The 21,523-nt window shown below is 64.1% G+C and carries 20 protein-coding genes; 17 read left to right on the forward strand and 3 right to left on the reverse strand.

The window, feature by feature from the left end; genetic code table 11:
- Positions 1 to 20: 20 nt before the first annotated feature.
- The 3 genes from EJ075_RS06630 to EJ075_RS06640 all read right to left on the reverse strand — a co-directional run bounded on the left by EJ075_RS06630 (position 21) and on the right by EJ075_RS06640 (position 3,170).
- Positions 21 to 500: a MarR family transcriptional regulator gene (locus EJ075_RS06630; protein WP_126103796.1), complete on the reverse strand. Its 480-nt coding sequence runs from the start codon at positions 498 to 500 to the stop codon at positions 21 to 23.
- Entirely contained in the window at positions 500 to 2,071 is a 1,572-nt protein-coding gene (locus EJ075_RS06635; RefSeq protein ID WP_126103797.1) for an NAD(P)/FAD-dependent oxidoreductase, read from the reverse strand. The genes EJ075_RS06630 and EJ075_RS06635 overlap by 1 nt, the downstream gene beginning before the upstream one ends.
- A gap of 307 nt (positions 2,072 to 2,378) precedes the next feature.
- Positions 2,379 to 3,170, reverse strand: coding sequence for a cyclase family protein (locus EJ075_RS06640; protein WP_126103798.1), 792 nt, complete (start codon positions 3,168 to 3,170; stop codon positions 2,379 to 2,381).
- 122 nt (positions 3,171 to 3,292) lie between these two features.
- Here EJ075_RS06640 and EJ075_RS06645 point away from each other — a divergent pair, with 122 nt between their 5' ends.
- From EJ075_RS06645 to EJ075_RS06735, 17 genes are all read left to right on the forward strand, one after another.
- Positions 3,293 to 4,867 carry an NAD(P)/FAD-dependent oxidoreductase gene (locus tag EJ075_RS06645; protein ID WP_126103799.1) on the forward strand — a complete coding sequence of 525 codons (1,575 nt, stop codon included), beginning with the start codon at positions 3,293 to 3,295 and terminating at the stop codon, positions 4,865 to 4,867.
- A 109-nt stretch (positions 4,868 to 4,976) separates the two neighbouring features.
- A complete protein-coding gene (locus tag EJ075_RS06650; RefSeq protein WP_126103800.1) occupies positions 4,977 to 6,503 on the forward strand; it encodes an ABC transporter substrate-binding protein in 1,527 nt (508 codons plus the stop codon).
- 69 nt (positions 6,504 to 6,572) lie between these two features.
- Complete coding sequence (locus tag EJ075_RS06655) at positions 6,573 to 7,580, forward strand: ABC transporter permease (protein WP_126103801.1); 1,008 nt, start codon at positions 6,573 to 6,575, stop codon at positions 7,578 to 7,580.
- Entirely contained in the window at positions 7,573 to 8,421 is an 849-nt protein-coding gene (locus EJ075_RS06660; protein ID WP_095487744.1) for an ABC transporter permease, read from the forward strand. The genes EJ075_RS06655 and EJ075_RS06660 overlap by 8 nt, the downstream gene beginning before the upstream one ends.
- On the forward strand, positions 8,418 to 9,302 hold the full coding sequence (locus EJ075_RS06665; RefSeq protein WP_126103802.1) for an ABC transporter ATP-binding protein: 885 nt from the start codon (positions 8,418 to 8,420) through the stop codon (positions 9,300 to 9,302). The genes EJ075_RS06660 and EJ075_RS06665 overlap by 4 nt, the downstream gene beginning before the upstream one ends.
- The gene (locus EJ075_RS06670; RefSeq protein ID WP_126103803.1) at positions 9,295 to 10,125 is read left to right on the forward strand and encodes an ATP-binding cassette domain-containing protein; all 831 of its coding nucleotides are present in this window, start codon (positions 9,295 to 9,297) and stop codon (positions 10,123 to 10,125) included. The genes EJ075_RS06665 and EJ075_RS06670 overlap by 8 nt, the downstream gene beginning before the upstream one ends.
- 107 nt (positions 10,126 to 10,232) lie before the next feature.
- Entirely contained in the window at positions 10,233 to 10,832 is a 600-nt protein-coding gene (locus tag EJ075_RS06675; protein WP_126103804.1) for a VOC family protein, read from the forward strand.
- 147 nt (positions 10,833 to 10,979) lie between these two features.
- A complete protein-coding gene (locus EJ075_RS06680; RefSeq protein ID WP_126103805.1) occupies positions 10,980 to 13,274 on the forward strand; it encodes a bifunctional salicylyl-CoA 5-hydroxylase/oxidoreductase in 2,295 nt (764 codons plus the stop codon).
- Positions 13,275 to 13,443: 169 nt separating this feature from the next.
- Entirely contained in the window at positions 13,444 to 14,202 is a 759-nt protein-coding gene (locus tag EJ075_RS06690) for an SDR family NAD(P)-dependent oxidoreductase (RefSeq protein ID WP_126103806.1), read from the forward strand.
- On the forward strand, positions 14,196 to 14,666 hold the full coding sequence (locus EJ075_RS06695; protein WP_126103807.1) for a MarR family transcriptional regulator: 471 nt from the start codon (positions 14,196 to 14,198) through the stop codon (positions 14,664 to 14,666). The genes EJ075_RS06690 and EJ075_RS06695 overlap by 7 nt, the downstream gene beginning before the upstream one ends.
- Positions 14,663 to 15,475: an enoyl-CoA hydratase family protein gene (locus tag EJ075_RS06700; protein ID WP_126103808.1), complete on the forward strand. Its 813-nt coding sequence runs from the start codon at positions 14,663 to 14,665 to the stop codon at positions 15,473 to 15,475. The genes EJ075_RS06695 and EJ075_RS06700 overlap by 4 nt, the downstream gene beginning before the upstream one ends.
- 230 nt (positions 15,476 to 15,705) lie before the next feature.
- On the forward strand, positions 15,706 to 16,854 hold the full coding sequence (locus EJ075_RS06710) for an acyl-CoA dehydrogenase family protein (protein WP_126103809.1): 1,149 nt from the start codon (positions 15,706 to 15,708) through the stop codon (positions 16,852 to 16,854).
- 84 nt (positions 16,855 to 16,938) lie between these two features.
- Positions 16,939 to 17,334, forward strand: a complete 396-nt coding sequence (locus EJ075_RS06715; protein ID WP_126103810.1) for a RidA family protein — start codon at positions 16,939 to 16,941, stop codon at positions 17,332 to 17,334.
- Between the two features lie 358 nt (positions 17,335 to 17,692).
- A complete protein-coding gene (locus EJ075_RS06720; protein WP_126103811.1) occupies positions 17,693 to 18,421 on the forward strand; it encodes a GntR family transcriptional regulator in 729 nt (242 codons plus the stop codon).
- A gap of 171 nt (positions 18,422 to 18,592) precedes the next feature.
- Positions 18,593 to 19,732 (forward strand): aminotransferase class V-fold PLP-dependent enzyme, encoded by a 1,140-nt coding sequence (locus tag EJ075_RS06725; RefSeq protein ID WP_126103812.1) that lies wholly within the window; start codon positions 18,593 to 18,595, stop codon positions 19,730 to 19,732.
- A 100-nt stretch (positions 19,733 to 19,832) separates the two neighbouring features.
- Positions 19,833 to 20,630, forward strand: a complete 798-nt coding sequence (locus EJ075_RS06730; RefSeq protein WP_095482971.1) for an ABC transporter substrate-binding protein — start codon at positions 19,833 to 19,835, stop codon at positions 20,628 to 20,630.
- A 190-nt stretch (positions 20,631 to 20,820) separates the two neighbouring features.
- Complete coding sequence (locus EJ075_RS06735) at positions 20,821 to 21,495, forward strand: amino acid ABC transporter permease (protein ID WP_095482972.1); 675 nt, start codon at positions 20,821 to 20,823, stop codon at positions 21,493 to 21,495.
- Positions 21,496 to 21,523: the final 28 nt, after the last annotated feature.

Raw genomic sequence — 21,523 nt, forward strand, 5'->3', positions numbered from 1 at the left:
GCATCCGGCAGCGCGTAAGATCAAATGTCGTGCTTGCGAATGTTCTTCAGCATCTTCTGCAGCGTCGCGATCAGCGCCGAATATTCGGCATCGTCGACGTCGTCGAACATCGCCTCGAACGCGTCATGCATGGCCGGCCAGGCGCGGGTGAACTCGGCGCGACCCTCGTCGGTCAGGAACACATGGCGGATGCGGCTGTCGGTGACTCCCTGCTCCCGCCGCACAAACCCTTGTCCTTCCAGCGTGTCGAGCGTCCGGCTCAACGTCGACTGCTCGATGACCGTATAGACCGAGAGGTCGTTGACGGTGACGCCGTCGGTGACCGACAGCACGGCGAGTGTGCGCACCTGCGGAATGGTCAAGCCCTGCTTGCGGAAATCGTCGCGCAAGGTGGCGTTGTAGCGGCCCATGATGCGGTTCATCAGATAGGGCGCGAACTGCTGCAAGCCGATCTGGCCCAGTGTCGAGATGCGCTGGCGCTTTTCAACTTTCTGTTCCATCACAGCCTCCCCGCCAGCAGGAAGCCGGAGCCGCCGCCAAGCCCGGCGCCGGGGTGGGTCGAGGCGCCGATATGATAGAGGCCCTTGACCCCGGTGGCGTGATTGCGACTCGTCTTGAACGGCCGCCACAGAAACGACTGATCGACGGTCGAGGAGCCGCCATAGGGATCGCCGCCGACCAGATTGATGTTCATTGTTTCCAGATCGGCCGGCGAATAGGCGCGGCGTGCAATCACGCTGTCCTTGAACCCGGCGATATGACTGGCGAGGATCGCTTCGGCACGGTCCGCGTAGGCTTCGCGCAATGCTTCGGTCCAGCGGCCGTCGGCCGGCGTCGGCAGCTTGCCGGCGGCATCGCCCTTGATATGGCGTGGGGCCTCGGGCAGTTGCAGCCACAGGATCGCCTTTCCGTCCGGACAGCGCGAAGGATCGAGCGCATGCGGTTGGCCGACGCAGATGGTCGGAACCTCCGGCAGCATACCGCGCGTGGCCTCGTTGCAGGCTTTCGATACACCGTCGAGCCCGGGGGTCAGATGCAGCAGCGCGACCTTGTCCAAGCCGTCGCCGCGCCATGCGGGTGGTTTGTCCAAGGCATAGTGGATCTGGAAATTGCCCTTGCCGTAGCGGTATTTTTGCGTCGCTTCGACGTCGGGTTTCGGCGCTGCGTCGCCGAGCAGCCGCTCGTAGAGCTGGGTCGGCGTGACCGAACAGATGACGCTCTTCTTCGCGGTGACCGTTTCGCCCGAAGCCAGCCGCACGCCGGTGGCTCGGCCATTCGTCTGGATGATGGAGGCAACGTCCCCTTCAGTCCGGATCACGCCGCCGCGCTCCTTGATCAGCGCTTCGAAGGCAGAAAGCAGATTCTTGGCGCCGCCCTTGACGATCGGCGCGCCGGCCGCTTCGAGCGCGAAGGCGATTACCCTGGCGATCTGGCCGGAGAACGCGTCTTCAGGCCCAAGGCCGGCATGCAACACCCAGGGCGCCCACAGCGCGCGGGTGGTTTCGGATTGGTAGGTTCTTTCGAGCCAGCCGCGCGCCGGCACCAGCGCTTCGCCAAGAAAGGCGGCAAGCCCACGCGGCGCTCGCCGCCAGGCTTCGCCCGCCAGCAGCTTTGCCGTGGGGTAGGACCACAGGCTGCCGCCAAGCAGGCCGAACAGCAGACCGGCATTGCGCTCGATCTCGCCGACATCGCTGCCGTGCCGGTCGCCGTCGCCTGCGGCAAGCGCATTGGCAGCCGCGACATTGGCGGGGCGGTCGGTGCGCAGGATGGCATGGCTGCCGTCCGGGCGCAGCACGCCGGTCGGCGTGCCGGTGTTGCAGAATTCCAGGCCGTGCCGCGCCAGATCCTTGCCCAGCGCCGCATAGGCCGGCGAGGTGATGAACAGCACGAAGGTCGTCGCCATCACGTCATGGATGAAACCAGGCGCGGTGATCTCCTCGGTGCGCATGCAACCGCCGATGCGGTCGTTGCGATCGAGCACCAGCACCTTCGCCCCCTTGCCGCCAAGCATCGCCGCGCAGACCAGCGCATTGATGCCGCTGCCGACGATGATGTGATCGGGCGCGTTCATCGACGATTGCTCTCCGCCGGCAGGAGTTCAATTGGGGAGATTGGCGCTCTACGGCGCCCCCCTCTGTCCTGCCGGACATCTCCCCCTCTTGGGGGGAGATCGGCCGTCACTGCGGCCTTCGAAAATCTCCAAGGCTGTAGGAATGAGCTGGGCGTCGGAACTGCCGATCTCCCCCCAAGAGGGGGAGATGTCCGGCAGGACAGAGGGGGGCGCCGTGGAGCGGCGGCATTGCAAGGCTGCCGCTCCCAAATCGTCACTACAGCGTTACCTGCGACCATGATCTTCTCCCGAAGACCGCCACCTCGTCCTAATGCCTTGGCACCAGCGCCAGCGCGCGAATCGGGCTGCCGGTGCCATGCTCGATCTTGAGCGGTGCCGCGATCAGGATCGCGCCTTTCGGCGGCAGCTGGTCGAGGTTGCAGAGGCTGGCGAGGCCGTAGCGGTTGGCCTTGTGCATCAGGCTGTGCGCCGGGAATGGCGGCTCCATTCCCCCTGCTTTGCCGGCATCCGTGCCGATGGTCTCGCTGCCCCAGCCCTTGATGTCCTTGCTGATCAGGTACTGGATGGCCTCGGCCGTCGGTCCTGGCGTGTGCGGTCCGGTCTCGTCGGCGTTGAGGAATTCGGCTTCCGAGCCGTTGCGCTTGTACCAGTCGGTGCGCATCACCACCCATTCGCCGGCATTGATCGTGCCGTGCTCGGCTTCCCACGCCTTGATGTGGTCGACGGTGAGCAGGAAGTCGTGATCGGCAGCGGCTTGGCTGGAGCAGTCGATGACATTGACCGGCCCGACGAAGTTCTGCGCCGGAATGGTGTCGGTGGCGCCGTCCGGATAATCTTTGCCGGTGATCCAGTGCTGCGGCGCGTCGAAATGCGTGCCCGAGTGCTCGCCGAGCTTCAGCCAGTTCCAGGCCCACCACGGTCCGTTCTTGTCATAGGCGGAGATGGCGTGGATCTCGACCTTCGGCGTATCGACGGCGAGTTCCGGCGGCAGCTTGATCAGCGGCGTGTTCGGCCCAAGCGGGGCCGTCAAGTCGACCACCTGGATGGCGCCTGAAAGAAGCTGGCCGGCGACCTCGCCGAGGAGTTTTTGCGTGTCCATGGTCTCTGTTCCCTCTTCTTGGATGGCTCTGAAGGCTCGTTGCGGCCCTTAATATCCTACTAGACGAAAACATATGCATCTGCAATTATCTTTAAGCATAAAGGAAATGGGTTGGGTGGGGTGTGAGCGAGTTTGACGCCATTTTCGTCGGGGCGGGCCACAACAGTCTGGCATGCGCAGCGCATCTGGCGTTGAAAGGTTGGAAAACCGCGATTTTCGAGCGCAGCGCAACAATCGGCGGCGCCGTCCAGACCCGCGAATTCACGCTTCCCGGCTTCCGGCACGATTTCGGCGCGATGAATCTGAGCCTGTTCGCCGGCTCGGCCTTTCACAAGAAATATGCAAATGAATTGAAAAAACACGGGCTGGAATTTGCGCCGGTCGCCGACTGCTTTGCCAGCGCCTTTCCCGACGGACGCTGGTTCGGTGTCAGCCACGACCTGGAGAAGACCGCGTCGCGCATCGCCGGATTTTCGCAAGCCGACGCCGCCACCTGGCGCCGGCTGGTTGACGCCTTCCCGGCGGAGGCCGAGCATCTGTTCCGGCTGCTAGGAGCGCCGATGAGCGGGCGGGCGCTGGCCGGCACTGCATGGGACCTGTGGCGCAGGAAGGGCTTTGCCGGCACGCTCGACACCGGTCGCCTGCTGCTGTCGTCGCCGCGCGCGTGGCTCGAGGAGAATTTCGAGACCCCGCATGTCAGGGCGACGCTCGCCGCCTGGGGCATGCATCTCGACTTCGCCCCCGACATCGCCGGCGGCGCGGTGTTCCCATATCTGGAATCGATGGCCAGCCAGTGCTTCGGCATGGTGCTCGGCAAGGGCGGCGCCGACACCATCATCCGCGCCCTGTCGGGCATGGTAACCGCTGCCGGCGGCCAGATTATCACCGGGGCTGAGGTGGCCGAAATCACGGTTTCCGCCGGCAAGGCGACCGGCGTGCGGCTTGCCTCCGGCGAGACCCACACTGCCACCAAGGCGGTCGTCGCCGGGGTTGCACCAGGGGCGTTGCCCGGCAGACTGCTGCCTGATGGTTCCGGCGACGCCAGTTTCGACGCGGCGATGAAAAAATTCCGTCATGCGCCGGGCACGATGATGATCCATCTGGCGCTAGACGATCTGCCGGACTGGCGCGCCGGCGCCGAGCTTCGGCAGTTCGCGTATGTGCATCTGTCGCCTTCGCTCGACGCCATGTCGCGCACCTATCAGCAGGCAATGTCCGGCATGCTGCCGGACGGGCCGGTTGTGGTCGTCGGCCAGCCGACTGCGGTCGATCCGTCGCGGGCGCCGGAAGGCAAGCATGTGCTGTGGGTGCAGGTGCGCATGCTGCCCGCCGAAATGTCAGGCGATACGGCGGGCAAAATCGCGCCGGCCCACTGGGACAACGTCAAGGAGCGCTATGCCGAGCGCGTTCTCGACATCATCGAGATCTATGCGCCCGGCCTTCGCCGGAAGATCCGCGGCCGCGCCGTTTTCTCGCCGCTCGACCTCGAACGCGAGAACCCCAACCTCGTCGGCGGCGACCAGATCTGCGGCAGCCACCATCTGGCGCAGAATTTCCTGTTTCGCCCGGCGCGCGGTTATGCCGGGTGGAACACGCCGGTCGGGAATTTGCATCTCACAGGGGCTGCGACATGGCCGGGGGCCGGCACCGGTGCAGCCTCGGGCTATATGCTCGCTCAACAGCTTGGCGGGAGGTAGAATCCAAAACACTTGCGGGTGAAGGAGAGGCAATGCGCGGTTGCCCAAGGAGCCTGAACCCACTGAACGACAACGACGACGCGCACAGAAAACCAACAGGGGAACGACCATGACAATCAACAGACGAGAATTGCTCGGATATGGCGCAGCAGCACTTGGCGCCACCGCAATCGGCCTGCCGCAAATGGCCAAGGCAGCCGGTGAACTGACCATCGCCTACAATGTCAACCTGCCGTCCTGGGACCCGACCACCGGGCCTTCGGCGGTCAACCCGACGATCCAGGGCCTCTACCAGTCGGTGTTCGACCAGTTCATCCCGCAGAAGCCGGACCTGTCCTTCGGGCCGGGCCTGCTCACCGAATGGGGCTGGAATGACGACCGCACCAAGATCATGATGACGGTGCGCGACGGCGTCACCTGGCATGACGGCTCGCCGTTCACGGCCGAGGACGTGGTCTGGTCGCTGCAGCGGGCGGGCGACGAAAAGACCGGCAACCCGATCCAATTCGTCTGGAAGAACGTCAACAATTTCAAGATCGACGGCAACAAAATCACCGGCGACGTGGTGCAGTTCGACCCGGTCTATTTCAAGTGGATGTCGTTCCTGACCGGCTACATCATGCCGAAGGCCTATTATGAAAAGGTCGGCGCCGAGGGCTTCGAGAAAGCCCCGATCGGCACCGGCCCCTATATGGTCGACAAATTCGAGCGCAACGCCTTCCTGCGGCTGAAGGCCAATCCGAACTATTGGGGCGGCAAGCCGGCCTTTGAGAATGTGACGATCAAGTTCGTCACCGATGCGGCGAGCCGCGTTGCCGAAATCGAGTCCGGTTCCTCGCAGGTGACGCTCGAAATCCCCTATGAGGAATATGACCGGCTGATCGCCAAGGACGGGCTTGCCGGCTCGTGCAAGAATGTTTCCGACATCGGCATGATCTTCTTCAACGACATCGACGTGATGCTGGACAAGAACGTCCGCCAGGCTGCCGTCATGGCGGTCGACAAGAAGCTGCTGGTCGACCGCCTGCTGCGCGGCTACGGCCAGCCGATCGACACGCTGGAAACACCGGAATACGCCGCCTATGATGCGTCGATCAAGGTCGAGCACAATCCAGAAAAAGCCAAGGAATTGCTGGCCGCCTCCGGCTATTCGCCGGAAAAGCCGGTCAAGTTCACGATACAGACGACCAAGGGCTTCAAGCCCAAGGACTACGAGATGATCCAGGCGATCGTCGGCATGTGGCGCAAGGTCGGCATCGAGGCGACGATCGAGGTCTACGAGATCGCCAAGCACTACGAGTTGCGCGCCGCCGACAAGCTGACGCCGGCGGCCTTCTACAATTGGGGCAACGCCATTGGCGATCCGACGACGTCGACCGGCTTTGCCACCTATGGCCCGAGCCCGCATTCGGTGTGGGACAGCCAGGATCTGATCGACATGATCAACCCGCTATGGGGCGAGAAAGACGAGGCCAAGCGCATCGGCGGCTGGAAGGCTGTCGACAAGTACATCGCCGAGCAGGCCTATGTGCTGCCACTGATCCAGTATGCGCAGCCGATCGTGCATGCCAAGGGCGTCAATGTCGTGCAGCATATATCCGGCGCGCTGCTGCCGGCGCTGATGACCCCGGCGTGAGATCGGCATAGCGTCCAAGCGCGCCATCGCCGTCGATGGCGCGCCCTTTCCGCAGGCATACGGGCGACCATGCTGCTGCAAAGATTCCTGATCCGTCTTCTGACGATGGCGATCACGCTGTTCGGCGTCGCCGTCGTGGTTTTCGTCGTCATTCGCGTCGCGCCCGGCGACCCAATCGCGATGATGCTGCCGCCCGGCGCCACCGATGCCGACATCGCCCGGTTGCGTGCGCTCTATGGGCTCGACAAGACCATCGTCGAGCAGTTCTTCATCTGGCTGTCCGGCGTTGTCAGAGGCGATTTCGGCACCTCGATCTCGCTCAGACAGGACGTGCTGGGGCTGGTCTTCAACCGGCTGCCGGCGACACTGGAGCTCGCTATCGTCGCTCTTTTGATGGCGCTGGCGATCGGCGGCACGACCGCGATCCTTGGCGCGCGCGAACGCGGCACCGCAGTCGAGGCCGGCATCGACATCGCCAGCGGTGCAGCGCTTTCCATTCCCGATTTCCTGTGGGGCCTGGTGCTGATCCTTTTGTTCGGCGTGCTGGTGCCTATCTTCGACATTTCTGGCCGGGTTTCGCCGCAACTCGACCTGCCCTTCGTCACCCAGTTTTATCTGTTCGAAAGCATTGCGCGGCTGCGCTTCGACCTGACCAAGGACCTGCTCGGGCACATGCTGATGCCGGCCGTGGCCCTGGCGTTGCCGCTGGCCGCGATCATCTCGCAGCTGCTGAAGCAGTCGCTGAAGGAAGTGCTCGATCTCGACTACGTCGTGCTTGCCCGAGTGAAGGGCTTTTCGGAAACGCAGGTCATTTTGCGCGAGGCGCTGAAGAATGCCGCCCTGCCGACGCTGACTTTGGTCGGCGTGCAGTTCACCTTTCTGATCGGCGGCACGGTCATCGTCGAACGGCTGTTTTCCTATGAGGGTCTCGGCAACATGGCGATCGACGCCGTAATCAACCGCGACCTGCCACTGATCCAAGGCATCGTGCTGGTCTTCGCCCTGCTGTTCGTGCTGATCAACCTCACTGTCGACATGATGTACGCACTGCTCAATCCGAGGCTGCGCCATGGATGACGGCCGCATCTCCAGACATGGCTCGGGCGCAAGGCTGTGGCTGGCCGGCGGCTGGCTGCTGCTGGCGCTGCTGGCGGCGATCTTCGCGCCGCTGGTCGCGCCGCAGGACCCGCTGGCGCAGGACCTGATGTTCGAACGCCTGCCGCCCTTCTGGATGAGTGGTGCGGAGCCCGGCTTCTGGCTCGGCACCGACAGCCTCGGCCGCGATCTCCTGTCACGGCTGATCTTCGGCGCTCGCATCGCCTTCATAGTCGCCTTCGCGGCGGCCTTGGCCGCCTGCCTGGTCGGCTCGACGCTCGGGCTTGTCGCCGGCTATTTCGGCGGCTGGGCCGACCGCATCATCTCGCGCATCGTCGACGTCTGGATGGCGTTTCCGCCGGTGCTGTTCGCCATCCTGCTGGTCGCCGTGCTCGGCACCGGCTTGAGCTCGGTCATCATCGCCATCGCCGTCATCGACTGGACGCGCTTCTGCCGGGTGATCCGCGCCGAGACCATGGGCCAGGCGCGCATGGATTATGTAGAGAACGCCCGCATCGCCGGCTACGGCCGCATCGGTATCATGCTGCGCGAAGTGCTGCCCAATGTGGTGCCGTCGATCGTCGCGCTGCTGTCACTGGAAATGGGCATCGCCGTCATCGTCGAGGCGATCCTGTCCTTCGTCAATCTGTCGATCTCGACCGACGATCCGACCTGGGGCGGCATCATCGCCGAGGGCCGCCTGTCGATCCATCAGGCGTGGTGGGTGCTGGTGTTCCCGCTGGTCACGCTGATCCTGACGGTGCTGTCGTTCAGCCAGTTCGGCGAAGGCCTGAAGGCACGCTTCGATCCGGTGCTGCGATGAGCGCGAGCGTTTGCCTCAATATCAGTAACCTCAGCGCCGTGCTGCCGAATGGCGCCCGCGTGCTGCGCTCGGTCTCGCTCTCGGTCCAACCCGGCGAGGTTCGCGCGCTGGTCGGCGAGAGCGGCGCCGGCAAGACGATGATCGGCAAGGCGGTGCTCGGCGTTCTGCCACTGAGCGTTCGCATCGTCGAGGGCGACATGCTGCTCGAAGGTGAAGATCTCGGCCGGCTTCAGCCAAAGGCGAGGCGCACGTTGATCGGCGCCCGCACCGCGCTGATCCCGCAGGATCCACTGACCGCGCTCAACCCATCGCGCCGCATCGGCCCGCAGATGACCGACCGGCTGGTGCGCATCCTCGGCTGGAGCGGGCAGAGAGCCGACACCCGCATCCGCCAGTTGCTCGACGAGGTTCAGATCCGCGATCCCGACCGCGTCCTCAAATGCTATCCGCACGAACTCTCCGGCGGCATGCGCCAGCGCGTGCTGATCGCCGCCGCCTTCGCCGCCGAGCCAAGGCTGATCGTCGCCGACGAGCCGACAACGGCGCTCGACGTGACCGTGCAGAAGCAGATCCTGCGCCTGATCGCGCAGTTGCAGCGCGAGCACGGCACGGCGATCCTGTTCGTCACCCATGATCTCGGCGTCGTCGCCAAGATCAGCCAGAAAGTTTCGGTTCTTTATGCCGGCAAGGTCGTGGAGGAAGCCGAGACGGCAGCGCTGTTCGCGGCTCCGCAGCATCCCTACACGCGAGCGCTGATGGCGGCGACACCGCGCTACACCGACCCGTTCGCCTCGCTGAAACCGGTGGACGACGCGGTATTGGCCGGACTGGCCTCGGAGATCGCCGCTGCCGACCAGGCCTGGAGGCGACCGCATGGCTGAGCCGCTGTTTTCCGTGCGCGGGCTGAAGGTCGCGCTGCCTGATATGACCCGTAAGCCGCTGATCGGCCGGGCGCCGATGGTAGAGATCCTGAAAGGGCTGGATTTCGACCTGCCAAGGGGATCGGTGACCGGCATCGTCGGCGAATCCGGATCGGGCAAATCGACGCTCGGCCGCGCTTTGGTGCGCCTGCTGGAGCCGAGCGCCGGCAGTATCACATTCGATGGCCGCGACATCACGCATCTGCCGGAGGCCGAGCTCAGGCCGCTGCGCCGCAATTTGCAGATGATCTTCCAGGATCCAATGTCGTCGCTCAATCCGCGCCGCACCATTGCCAGCATCATCGCCGCACCGCTCAGGCAAAACGGGTTTGGCGACAATCTCAAGGGGCGTGTCGCGGAGGCATTGCAGCGCGTCGGCCTGCCGCAAAGCTTCGCCAGCCGCTACCGTCACGAACTGTCGGGCGGCCAGCGCCAGCGCGTCGGCATTGCCCGGGCGCTCGCGCTGTCGCCGAAATTCGTGCTGGCCGACGAGATCGTCTCCGGCCTCGACGTGTCGACCCAGGCACAGATCCTGACGTTGCTGGAAAAGCTTGCAGCCGAAATGGGCCTGACCGTCGCCTTCATCAGCCACGACCTGTCGGTGATCCGGCGGCTGTGCCGGCAAGTGATCGTCATGCGCGAAGGCGCGATCGTCGAAGCCAGCGCGACGGACGCTTTGTTCGAGAAGCCACAGCAGGCCTACACGCGCGACCTGATATCAGCCATTCCGCTGCCCGAGATCGATGCGGACTGGCTGCTGCCTACCGCGAAGGCGCCGGCATGAAAACGGCCATAACCATCATTCGCAGCAAATCTCATTCGCACGCCGAAGAGCGGGCCTCGGGCGTGCGCCCGGCAAGTCACCCACGTCCCGCGAGAAGGATGACTGACATGAGGAATGCAATCCGAAACGCTACGCTTGCCACCGCCGTCCTGGCCAGCATCGGCACCGCCTACGCCGGCTCCATTCCCGGCATACGCGGGCACGATCACACCGGGGTTACGGTGCCTGACATGAAGCAGGCTGTGGACTTCTTCACCGAGATCGTCGGCTGCAAGAAAGCGATGTCCTTCGGCCCATTCGCCGACGACAAGGGCACGTTCATGCAGGATCTGCTGGGCGTCGACCCCAAGGCGGTGATCGAGGAGATCACCCTGGTCCGCTGCGGCCACGGGTCGAATATCGAGCTGTTCAAATACACCGCGCCGGACCAGAGAGACCTGCAGGCCCGCAACAGCGACATTGGCGGCTTCCACATCGCCTTCTATGTCGACGATATCGCTGCCGCGAAAGCCTATCTCGATGAAAAGGGCGTGAAGACGCGGATGGGCCCGCTGCCGGTTACCGAAGGGCCGGCTGCCGGCCAGACCATCCTCTATTTCCAGGCGCCCTGGGGTCTGCAACTGGAAGCGATCAGCTATCCCAACGGCATGGCCTATGAAAAGGACGCGGAGACGGTGCTGTGGAGCCCGAAGAGCCCGGAAAAATAATCCGGGCAAGCGCGTGCTTGCGGGTCTGACCCGCAGGCACACCATGGGCATCCGAGGCAGATCGCTTCAATTATGAAACTTCAAGCTTGAAATAATTTGCCTCAAGCGCGATACTAGGCGCAGAAAAGCGAAGAGGAGATCGCACACATGAAGGTTGCGGTTCTCGGCGGCGGACCAGCCGGCCTCTACTTTGCCATCTCGATGAAGCTCAGGGACGCCGCGCACGAGGTGACAGTGTTCGAGCGCAACCGCGCCGACGACACATTCGGCTGGGGCGTCGTGCTGTCGGCCGAAACGCTCGACAACCTGACCAGGAACGATCCAGTCAGCGCCGTCTGGATCAAAAAACATTTCGCCTATTGGGACGACATCGCCGTCATCCATGACGGCGTGCGCACGGTCTCGACCGGCCACGGCTTCTGCGGCATCGGCCGCAAGCGGTTGCTCACCTTGCTGCAGCGGCGGGCGCGTGAGCTTGGCGTGAAGCTGGTCTTCGAGACCGATATCGCCGACCCCAAGCCCTATATGGAGAGCCACGATCTGGTTGTCGCCGCCGACGGGTTGAATTCGAAGGCACGGGGCGCTTTCGTCGACGTGTTCAAGCCAGATATCGACACCCGCAAATGCAAGTTCGTCTGGCTCGGCACGCAGCAGAAGTTCGACGACGCCTTCACCTTCGTCTTCGAGAAGACGGAGCATGGCTGGGTATGGGCGCATGCCTACCAGTTCGACAGTGAAACCGCGACCTTCATCGTCGAATGCAACGAGCAGACCTGGGAGCGCTTCGGCTTTGGCGCGATGTCACAGCAAGAATCGATCGCCGTCTGCGAACGGATCTTCGCCAGGCATCTCGGCGGCCACGCGCTGATGACCAATGCCAACCACATCAGAGGTTCGGCCTGGATCAATTTCCCGCGCGTGCTGTGCGAACGCTGGTCCTACAAGAATCTGGCGCTGATGGGCGACGCGGCGGCATCAGCGCATTTCTCGATCGGCTCCGGCACCAAGCTGGCGCTGGAAAGTGCTGCGGCGCTGGCCGACTATGTCGATTCCGAGCCCGACCTCGAAGCGGCGTTCCGCAAATATGAAGATGCCCGCCGCACCGAAGTGCTGAAGCTGCAGTCGGCGGCACGCAATTCGCTCGAATGGTTCGAGGAGGTCGAGCGCTATCTCGGCCTCGACCCGGTCCAGTTCAACTATTCGCTGCTGACCCGCTCGCAGCGCATCAGCCACGAGAATTTGCGGCTGCGCGATGCCGAATGGCTGGCCGGCGCCGAGGAATGGTTCCAGCGCCAGGCGGGCGCCGGCGGCAACAGTCTTCGTCGCGCGCCGATGTTCGCGCCGTTCCGGCTGCGCGACATGACGCTGCACAACCGCATCGTCGTCTCGCCGATGGCGCAGTACAAGGCCGTCGACGGCTGCCCGACCGACTGGCACTTCGCCCATTATGCCGAACGGGCGAAGGGCGGCGCCGGCCTCGTCTATATCGAGATGACCTGCGTCAGCCCGGAAGGCCGCATCACGCCTGGCTGCCCCGGGTTCTACGCACCCGATCATGAGGTCGCCTGGAAACGGCTGGTCGATTTCGTCCATACCGAGACCGAGGCCAAAATCTGCGCGCAGATCGGCCATTCCGGCGCCAAGGGCTCGACCCGGCTCGGCTGGCAAGGAACCGACGTGCCACTGACATCAGGCAACTGGCCTGTGATGGCGGCATCAGCGGTGGCATGGTCGCCTGAGAACCAGCTGCCGAAGGCGATGGACCGCGCCGACATGGATCTGGTGCGCGACCAGTTCGTCGCCTCGACCGAGATGGCGGCGCGCTGCGGCTTCGACATGCTCGAAATCCATGCTGCGCACGGCTATCTCCTGTCCTCCTTCATCACGCCGCTGACCAACCGGCGCACGGACGCCTATGGCGGATCTCTCGAAAACCGCATGCGCTATCCGCTGGAGGTCTTCCATGCGGTGCGGGCCGTGTGGCCTGATGAAAAGCCTGTTTCAATGCGCATCTCGGCTAACGACTGGGTCGGCATCGACGGCGTGACGCCAGCCGATGCGGTCGAGATCGCACGGCTGCTGCATGAGGCCGGCGTCGACATCTGCGACGTGTCGGCCGGCCAGACCTCGGCCGATGCAAGACCGGTGTACGGCCGCATGTTCCAGACGCCGTTTTCCGACCGCATCCGCAACGAGGTCGGCATGGCGACCATGGCGGTCGGCAACATCTACGAGCCGGACCACGTCAATTCGATCCTGATGGCCGGCCGCGCCGATCTCGTCGCGATGGCAAGGCCGCATCTCGCCGACCCCTACTGGACGTTGCATGCGGCCGTCACGCTCGGCGATCGCGGCGTCAAATGGCCGGATCCCTATCTGCCGGGCCGCGACCAGATCTACCGGCTGGCCGAACGCGACGCGGCCGCGGGGCTGAAAGTATGAGCGCTTCCTTGCTTCCACATGGGCGCTGCCCCTCATCCGCCTGCCGGCACCTTCTCCCCGTGAAGAACGGGGAGAAGGGACACGCTCCAGCGCTGGCGCCACCCTCTCCCCGTTCTTCACGGGGAGAGGGTAAGGGTGAGGGGCAGCGCCATGTTTCGAGGATTGCCGCATGATCGCGGGCAAGCACGCGTTGGTCACCGGCGGCGGCTCGGGCGTCGGCCGCGCCATCGCGCTGGCGCTGGCCGGCGCGGGGATAAACGTGACCATCTGTGGCCGGCGCGAGGCGGCGCTGGCCGAGGTCGCCAGGGGAAATGAACGCATCTTCGGCATCGCTGCGGACGTCACCGACGAAGCGGCGATGGCATCGCTATACAGCCAGGCGGAGGCGGAGCGCGGGCCGATCGATATCGTCGTCGCCAATGCCGGCATGTCCGGCAGCGCCCCGGCACAGCGGACCTCGCTCGCGGACTGGCAGCGCACGCTCGACGTCAACCTGACCGGCGCGTTCCTGACAGTGAAGCCGGCGCTGGCCGGCATGGCCGCCCGAAAGGCGGGCCGAATCGTCTTCGTTGCTTCGACGGCGGGGCTAAAAGGCTATCCGTATGTCGCCGCTTACGTTGCCGCCAAGCATGGTGTCGTCGGCCTGATGCGGGCGCTGGCGGTCGAGACCATCAAATCCGGCGTGACGGTCAACGCCGTCTGCCCGGGCTTCGTCGAAACCGAGATGCTCGAGGAATCCATCCAGCGCATCGTCGAAAAGACCGGCCGCTCGGCCGAAGAAGCAAGGGCGAGCCTTGCCTCGACCAACCCGCAAGGCCGCTTCATCCAGCCGGAAGAGGTTGCAGCCGCGGTGCTGTGGCTGTGCGGCGATGCTGCCCAATCGATCACCGGGCAAACAATCTCGATATCGGGAGGCGAGACATGGTAGCCGGTCCCCTGCCCGCGCCATCCGGACCCGGCAAGGATCGCCTGCGGCTGTGGGTTCGGCTGCTGCGCGCCTCGCGCAGCATCGAGGCCGAATTGCGCGAGCGCCTGCGGCAGGAGTTCAACACGACGCTGCCGCGCTTCGACGTGATGGCCGCACTCTACCGCGTGCCGGAAGGCATGCTGATGAGCGACCTGTCGCGTTTCCTTCTGGTCTCCAACGGCAATGTGACCGGCATCGTCGACCGGCTGGTCTCTGAAGGGCTGGTCGCCCGCGCCCGGCGCAATGGCGACCGCCGCACCTCGATGGTGCGGTTGACCGAAGTAGGGTCGAAAGCCTTCAGTGTGATTGCCGCCGCGCATGAAAGCTGGATCGGCGAGCTGCTCGGCAATGTGAGCGAGGACGAGGCGCGCCGGCTGACCGGCATGCTGAACTCCTTCCGCAGCAACTGGGAGGGACGGGAATGACAAAAATGGCCGGCCGCAAGCCGAAGCATTTCCTCTGGCAGGTCGAAGGCAAGATCGCAAAGATCCGGCTCGACCGGCCGGAGCGCAAGAACCCGCTGACCTTCGAAAGCTATGCCGAGCTGCGCGATATCTTTCGCGACCTCGTCTATGCCGAGGATGTCGATGCGGTGGTGTTCCTGCCCAATGGCGGCAATTTCTGCTCCGGCGGCAATGTTCACGACATCATCGGCCCGCTGGTCAAGATGGACATGAAGGAGTTGCTCGCCTTCACCCGAATGACCGGCGATTTCGTCAAGGCGATGCTGAATTGCGGCAAGCCCATCATTGCGGCGGTCGACGGCGTGGCGGTGGGCGCCGGCGCCATCATCGCCATGGCGTCCGATATCCGCATCGCCTCGCCTGAAGCCAAGACGGCCTTCCTGTTCACCCGCGTCGGCCTAGCCGGCTGCGACATGGGCGCCTGCGCGATCCTGCCGCGTATCATCGGCCAAGGCCGCGCCGCCGAGCTGCTCTACACCGGCCGCACGATGAGTGCGGCGGAGGGCGAGCGCTGGGGTTTCTACAACCGGCTGGTCGATACCGCAGCACTTGAAGCCGACGCACTCGACACGGCCGCGCGCATCGTTTCCGGCCCAACCTTCGCTCACGGGATCACCAAGACGCAGTTGAACCAGGAGTGGTCGATGGGCCTCGACCAGGCGATCGAAGCGGAAGCGCAGGCGCAGGCGATCTGCATGCAGACCGGCGATTTCAAGCGGGCGTACGAGGCTTTTGTTGGCAAGCAGAAGCCGGTGTTCGAGGGGAATTAGGATGGTTGTTTCAATGGATACGCTGGCGGGACAGCGCCCCCCTCTGTCCTGCCGGACATCTCCCCCACTTGGGGGGAGATTGGCAGTTCCATTGCCTCGCCTCTTTTTGCAACGCTGGAAATTGCCGAAAGCGCCCGCGACAGCCAATCTCCCCCCTCGTGGGGGAGATGTCCGGCAGGACAGAGGGGGGCGCCGTGGAGTGCAAGGCCCGAAGCACAGTGGAGGCAGAAATGCCTGACCGGTCCTTCCTCAATTGGCCGTTCTTCGAGAACCGACACCGCGAGCTGGCCGAGCGGCTGGACGCGTGGTGCGCGAAGAACCTGCCGGTCGCGCACCACGATGTCGATGCCGCCTGCCGCGAGCTGGTGGCGAAGCTCGGCAACGACGGCTGGCTGAAGCCGACAGCGCTCGATGTGGACAATCCGGGACCGCTCGATGTGCGCACGCTGTGCCTGACGCGCGAGACGCTGGCCCGGAATGACGGGCTGGCCGACTTTGCCTTCGCCATGCAAGGGCTCGGCACCGGCGCGCTCAGCCTGTTCGGCACGCCCGAGCAGCAGCGCTGGCTGGCGAAGACACGTGCCGGCAAAACAATTTCCGCCTTTGCGCTATCGGAGCCGCGCTCCGGATCGGACGTTGCCAACATGGAGATGACGGCGACGCGTGACGGCGACGACTATGTGCTGTCAGGTGAAAAGACCTGGATCTCCAATGGTGGCATTGCCGATCTCTACGTCGTTTTTGCCCGCACCGGCGAGGCGCCCGGCGCCAAGGGGCTTTCGGCGTTCATCGTGCCTGCAGACACCAAGGGCCTGACGATCGCCGAGCGGCTGGAGGTGATCGCCCCGCATCCGCTGGCACGATTGTTCTTCGACAATGTCCGCGTTCCGGCCTCGGCATTGATCGGCAAGCCAGGCGACGGTTTCCGCATCGCCATGTCGGTGCTCGACGTGTTCCGCTCGACGGTCGGCGCGGCGGCACTCGGCTTTGCCCGGCGCGCGCTGGACGAAAGCATCAAAAGAGTGGCCGAGCGCAAACTGTTCGGCGCTGCGATGGTCGAGCTGCAAATGGTGCAGGGTCACATCGCCGACATGGCGCTGGACGTCGATGCCGCCGCCTTGCTGGTCTACCGCGCCGCCTGGACCAAGGACATGGGCGCCACCCGTGTCACCCGGGAAGCGGCGATGGCTAAGCTGTTCGCCACCGACAAGGCGCAGGAGGTCATCGACAAGGCCGTGCAACTGCACGGCGGCGACGGCGTCCGCAAGGGCCACATCGTCGAAAGCCTGTATCGCGAGATCCGTGCGCTCCGCATCTACGAGGGCGCGTCCGACGTGCAGAAGGTGGTCATCGCCAGGCAAGTGATGGGAGCGGCCTGAGGCCGAGCTTGCGACGGAAAATTGGGTGAGCTGGTTTCGAATTTTCAACATTGCGACCGGATTTTGAATATCGGGAGGCTTGATATGCACACCATCTTGCAGCCGGAAGGCTGGGCGAAACCGGTCGGCTACGCCAATGGCGTCGCCGCACGCGGGCAGCTGATCTTCATCGGCGGCCAGGTCGGCTGGAACGGGCAAGGCCAATTCGAAACCGATGATTTTGTCGGCCAGGTGCGCCAGACGCTTGCCAACATCGTCGCCGTGCTCGCCGAGGCTGGCGCCAGGCCTGAGCATATCACCTCGATGACCTGGTACTTTACCGATAAGGCCGAGTATCTGGCCAACCTCAAAGGGATCGGTGAGGCCTATCGCGAGGTCATCGGCCGGCATTTTCCGGCCATGGCCGCCATGCAAGTCATGGCGCTGGTCGAGGATCGCGCCAAGGTGGAAATCCAGGCGACAGCGGTGATCCCGGACTGACGCCGGCGTGCTTCCCTTCTCCCCTTGTGGAAGAAGGTGGATCGGCGCGTAGCGCCAAGACGGTTGAGGGGTGTTGGACGGAGCGCGGTCGATGCCAAGCTGGAACACCCCTCATCCGACCGAGCTTCGCTCGGCCACCTTCTCCCACAAGGGGAGAAGGGAGAGCCGCAACGCTGGCGCCATTCTTCTCCCCAGTTTCTTCACGGAACAGAGGGGCTGAGAGAGATTGTCCCAGCGTGCACTCAGACAGCTTGGCTGTATCTGCAATTTGTGATCAGATGATCACATCCGCGCCGGCTGGCCCGATCGCCTGCCGTTTGCACATAGCTTCTGTCGAAACCCAAGGAAACCAAAAATCGTGGCTCTGGGATTTGAACCTGTATCGGGACGCGTGACCGTCCAGGACGGCGTCTACCAGCAGCTTCGGCATGCCTTGATGGTCGGCAGCTTCGATCCGGCCCAGGTGCTGACCATTGCCTCGCTGGCCGAAGCCTTCGGTACCTCGAACATGCCGGTGCGCGAGGCCTTGCGGCGGCTCGCCGCCGAGAACGCGCTGGAGATATCGCAGAACGGCTCGGCCTGCGTGCCGGTCGTCACCCGCGCGCGGCTCGACGACCTCTGCCGGGCGCGCGTCGCCGTCGAAGGGCTGGCGGCCGAACTCGGGGCGCCGCGCCTGACCGCTTCCAATATAGCCACATTGGAGAAGATCACCGCCGACCAGCAGGCGATCGGGCGCAATGGCAGCATCTACGAGCTGATCGCCAAGAACCAGCAGTTCCACTTCACCATCTACCGTGCCTCCGGCTCCGACGTGCTGTTTCAGTTGATCGAGACGCTATGGCTGCGCTTCGGCCCCTATATGCGGCTGCTGTCCAACCATGTCGCGCCTTTGATGCGAGCAGGCACGATGGAGCCGTCGGGGCGGCACACGGCGATCATCGCAGCACTGAAAGATCGCGATTTTGCCCGCGCCCGCGAAGAGGTGGTTGCCGACATCAGGACGACGCAAGAGACGCTGCGCGCGATCTGCCCCGACGTGCCGGAAACTAGGCCGGTCGAGTTCGCTGGATTCGGCAAGGCCTCCTGAATCTTCGCTGCGGGTTGAACGCAAGATCGACGCCGGAAAGTGCCGACCCACGACCGCTCGTGGCCGGAAAAATCGTCCCGATCTTCGCTATTGAATCGCATTTCTTCGCGGGCAACGATTGATCCGTATTCCCTTTTGTGATCACATGATCACAGGGAGTAAAAAAACGCAGTGTCTGGTTATTTTCTCTACCATTCGATCGGGACGTTTCCCGGCAAGGCGGAGCGCATGGCTGCTGCCCTGTCGGAATTCTCGGACATCTGGTCGGCGGAAGATGACGGCCAGTGGCCGGCGGGCCTGGCCGCGCGGCAGCGCTTCATCGATGCCTGGGGCGCGCTGATCGATGCGCCACAGGGAACACTGACCACCGCCGAGAACGTCACGTCAGCGCTCTACAGCCTGATCGGCGCTTTGCCGTCCGAGCGCCTGGCAGGAAAGCGCCTGCTGGTTGCGGCCGATTGTTTTCCGAGCCTGCATTTCCTGCTCGCTGGTCTGGCCGAGCGCTTCAACTTCGTGCTCGATACAGTGCCGCTGCGGCCCGGCGAGAGCTGGGTGCGCGACGACGATTTCATCGCCCGTTGGCAGGACGATGTCGGCCTGGCCTTGCTGACCTTCGTCACCTCGACGGCCTCGCATCGCTGCGACTTGGCGCGGCTCGCCGCGCATGGCCGGGAGATGGGCACCATCGTCGGTGTCGACATCACGCAAGGGGTCGGCGTTACGCCCTTCTCGATTGCGAAGACGCCGGTCGATTTCGTCGTCTCGACCTCGCTGAAATGGCTGTGCGGCACTTCGGGCGCCGGCGTCCTGCAGGTGACGCCCGAACTGCTGTCCGTCTGCCGGCCTGAGCTTCGCGGCTGGTTCAGCCAGCCAAACCCATTTTCGTGGGATCTCGACAGCTTCACTTATGCCGACGATGCACGCCGTTTCGACCATGGCACGCCGGCCATCCTGGCCAGCGTCGCATCGCTGCCCGGCCTCGAATGGGTGGCCGAAACGGGCGTCGACGCGATCCGCGCGCAGAACGCCGGCATGGCCGAGCGCATTATCGCCTGTGCGCTGGACAATGGCTGGACGGTCCGCTCGCCGCTCGATCCAGACCGGCGCGGCGGCAGCGTCATGCTGACCTTGCCGCAAGGCGTCGACCCGGTGAAGACAGTGTCGACGCTGCGCAGTGAGCGACTTTACTGCGACGCGCGCGGCGCGACGCTCAGGCTGTCGCCCGGCATGGTCACCACGGACGACGCGGTGAATGCCTTGCTGGAGCGTCTGCAACAGTTGATCGGCTCGCGGCAACGCCGCGCGTCCTGACTTCAGGCGCCGCCTCGCCTGCAGTGTCCGGAAAATACGGCGCTGAAAGGGGCGGAAGTGAAAAGCGCCACAGGGAGTGGCCGAACCAGAGGGAACGAAAATGAGCTTCACTCGCCGTAATCTGCTTCTTCTCGCTGCCGCCTTCGGCATCGCCGCCGGCCCAGCCACCGCCTATGCCCAAGAGACGCTGAATGTCGGCGCCTATCCGACCAATCCGCCCTTCGAATACAAGAACGAGAGCGGCACCTTCGAAGGTTTTGAAGTCGACATCGTCAACGAGGCGGCCAAGCGCATCGGCATGACCACGGAAATTGCCGATCTCGGATTTCAGGCCCTGTTCGCCGCCACCACGTCGAAGCGCATAGACGTCGCCATCTCGTCGATCACGATCACGCCTGAGCGGCTGAAGTCGCAGGCGTTCTCGCAGCCCTATTATGATTCCGACATGGGTATCGCCGCCAAGGCCGACAGCCCGATCAAGGCCGAGGCCGACCTCAAGGGCAAGATCATCGGCGTGCTGTCCGGCTCGACCGGGGAAGCCTGGACCAAGCAGCACCAGGAGGCCGGCGGGTTCAGCGAGGTAAAGGGTTACGACACGCAGCAGAACCTGCTGCTCGATCTCAGCGCCGGTCGCGTCGACGCCGCGGTCAGCGACATTCCGGGCCTCGAATACTCCTTCACCAGGATGAAGGATCTCGCCGTGAAAGAGCGTATCAAGACCGGCGAGCAGTACGGCCTGATGATGGCCAAGGATCACCCGTTGCTCGGCAAGCTGAACGACGCGCTGACCGCGATGAAGAAGGACGGCACGCTGGCCGCGATCCACAAGAAGTGGTTCGGCAGCGATGCACCCGCCGACTCTTCGACCGTCAAGGAAATGCCGATGCCGAAGGCCTGAGCGGCAGCCGCTGAAATTGTGCCGGCTTTGCACGCCGGCACAATTTCATGGGATAGCGTTGCGCCCCTGCTGGACGCGCAACGGACGCCGTAGCCCTTCTTTCACGCATGATCCGCTCCGAAGCCGATTTCGGGGTTTCGGAGTCATGCTTTAGCGTCGCGGGACGCCAAATCTTTCGGGAATGCTCCCCATGTCGCTGATCGAAACCTTCTTCAACGCCGATGTCATGATCTCCAGCCTGCCGGCGTTGCTGCGCGGCTTTCTGAACACGCTGCTGCTCGGGCTGTTGAGCATCGGCATCGGTATCCCCGTCGGCCTGGCGATCAGTCTGATGCGGCTCTACGCGCCAAAGCCGCTGCGGCTGTTGGCGGTCGGCTATATCGATATTTTCCGGGCGATGCCGGTGCTGGTCGTGCTGATCCTGATCTACTACGCGCTGCCGTTCCTCGGCATACGCCTGTCGTCCTGGACCTCCGCGGTGACGGCATTCGCCATCATCATGGCGGCTTATTCGGCCGAGGTGTTCCGGTCCGGCATAGAAAGCATTCCGCGCGGCCAGTTCGAGGCGGCGCAGGCGCTCGGCCTGCCGTTTTTGCTGACCTTGCGCAAGGTGGTGCTGCCGCAGGCGATCCGCGTGGTCATTCCGCCGATGACCAGCAACTGCGTCTCGATGTTCAAGGACACTTCGCTCGCCTCCACCGTGGCGCTGCCCGAATTGCTGAAGGAAGCGACGAACGCGCAGTCGCTCTACGCCAACCCCTCGCCGTTGATCGGCGCGGCGCTGGTCTATCTCCTCTTTCTCTGGCCGATGGTCCGCCTCGTCAGCCTGCTGGAACGCCGCTTCAAAACCGAAAAGACCCGCTGACGTCGCCAGTTTCCCATCTGTCAATTCT

This window comes from Mesorhizobium sp. M6A.T.Cr.TU.016.01.1.1 (assembly GCF_003952585.1).
In the GTDB taxonomy this organism is placed as follows: Bacteria; Pseudomonadota; Alphaproteobacteria; order Rhizobiales; family Rhizobiaceae; genus Mesorhizobium; species Mesorhizobium mediterraneum.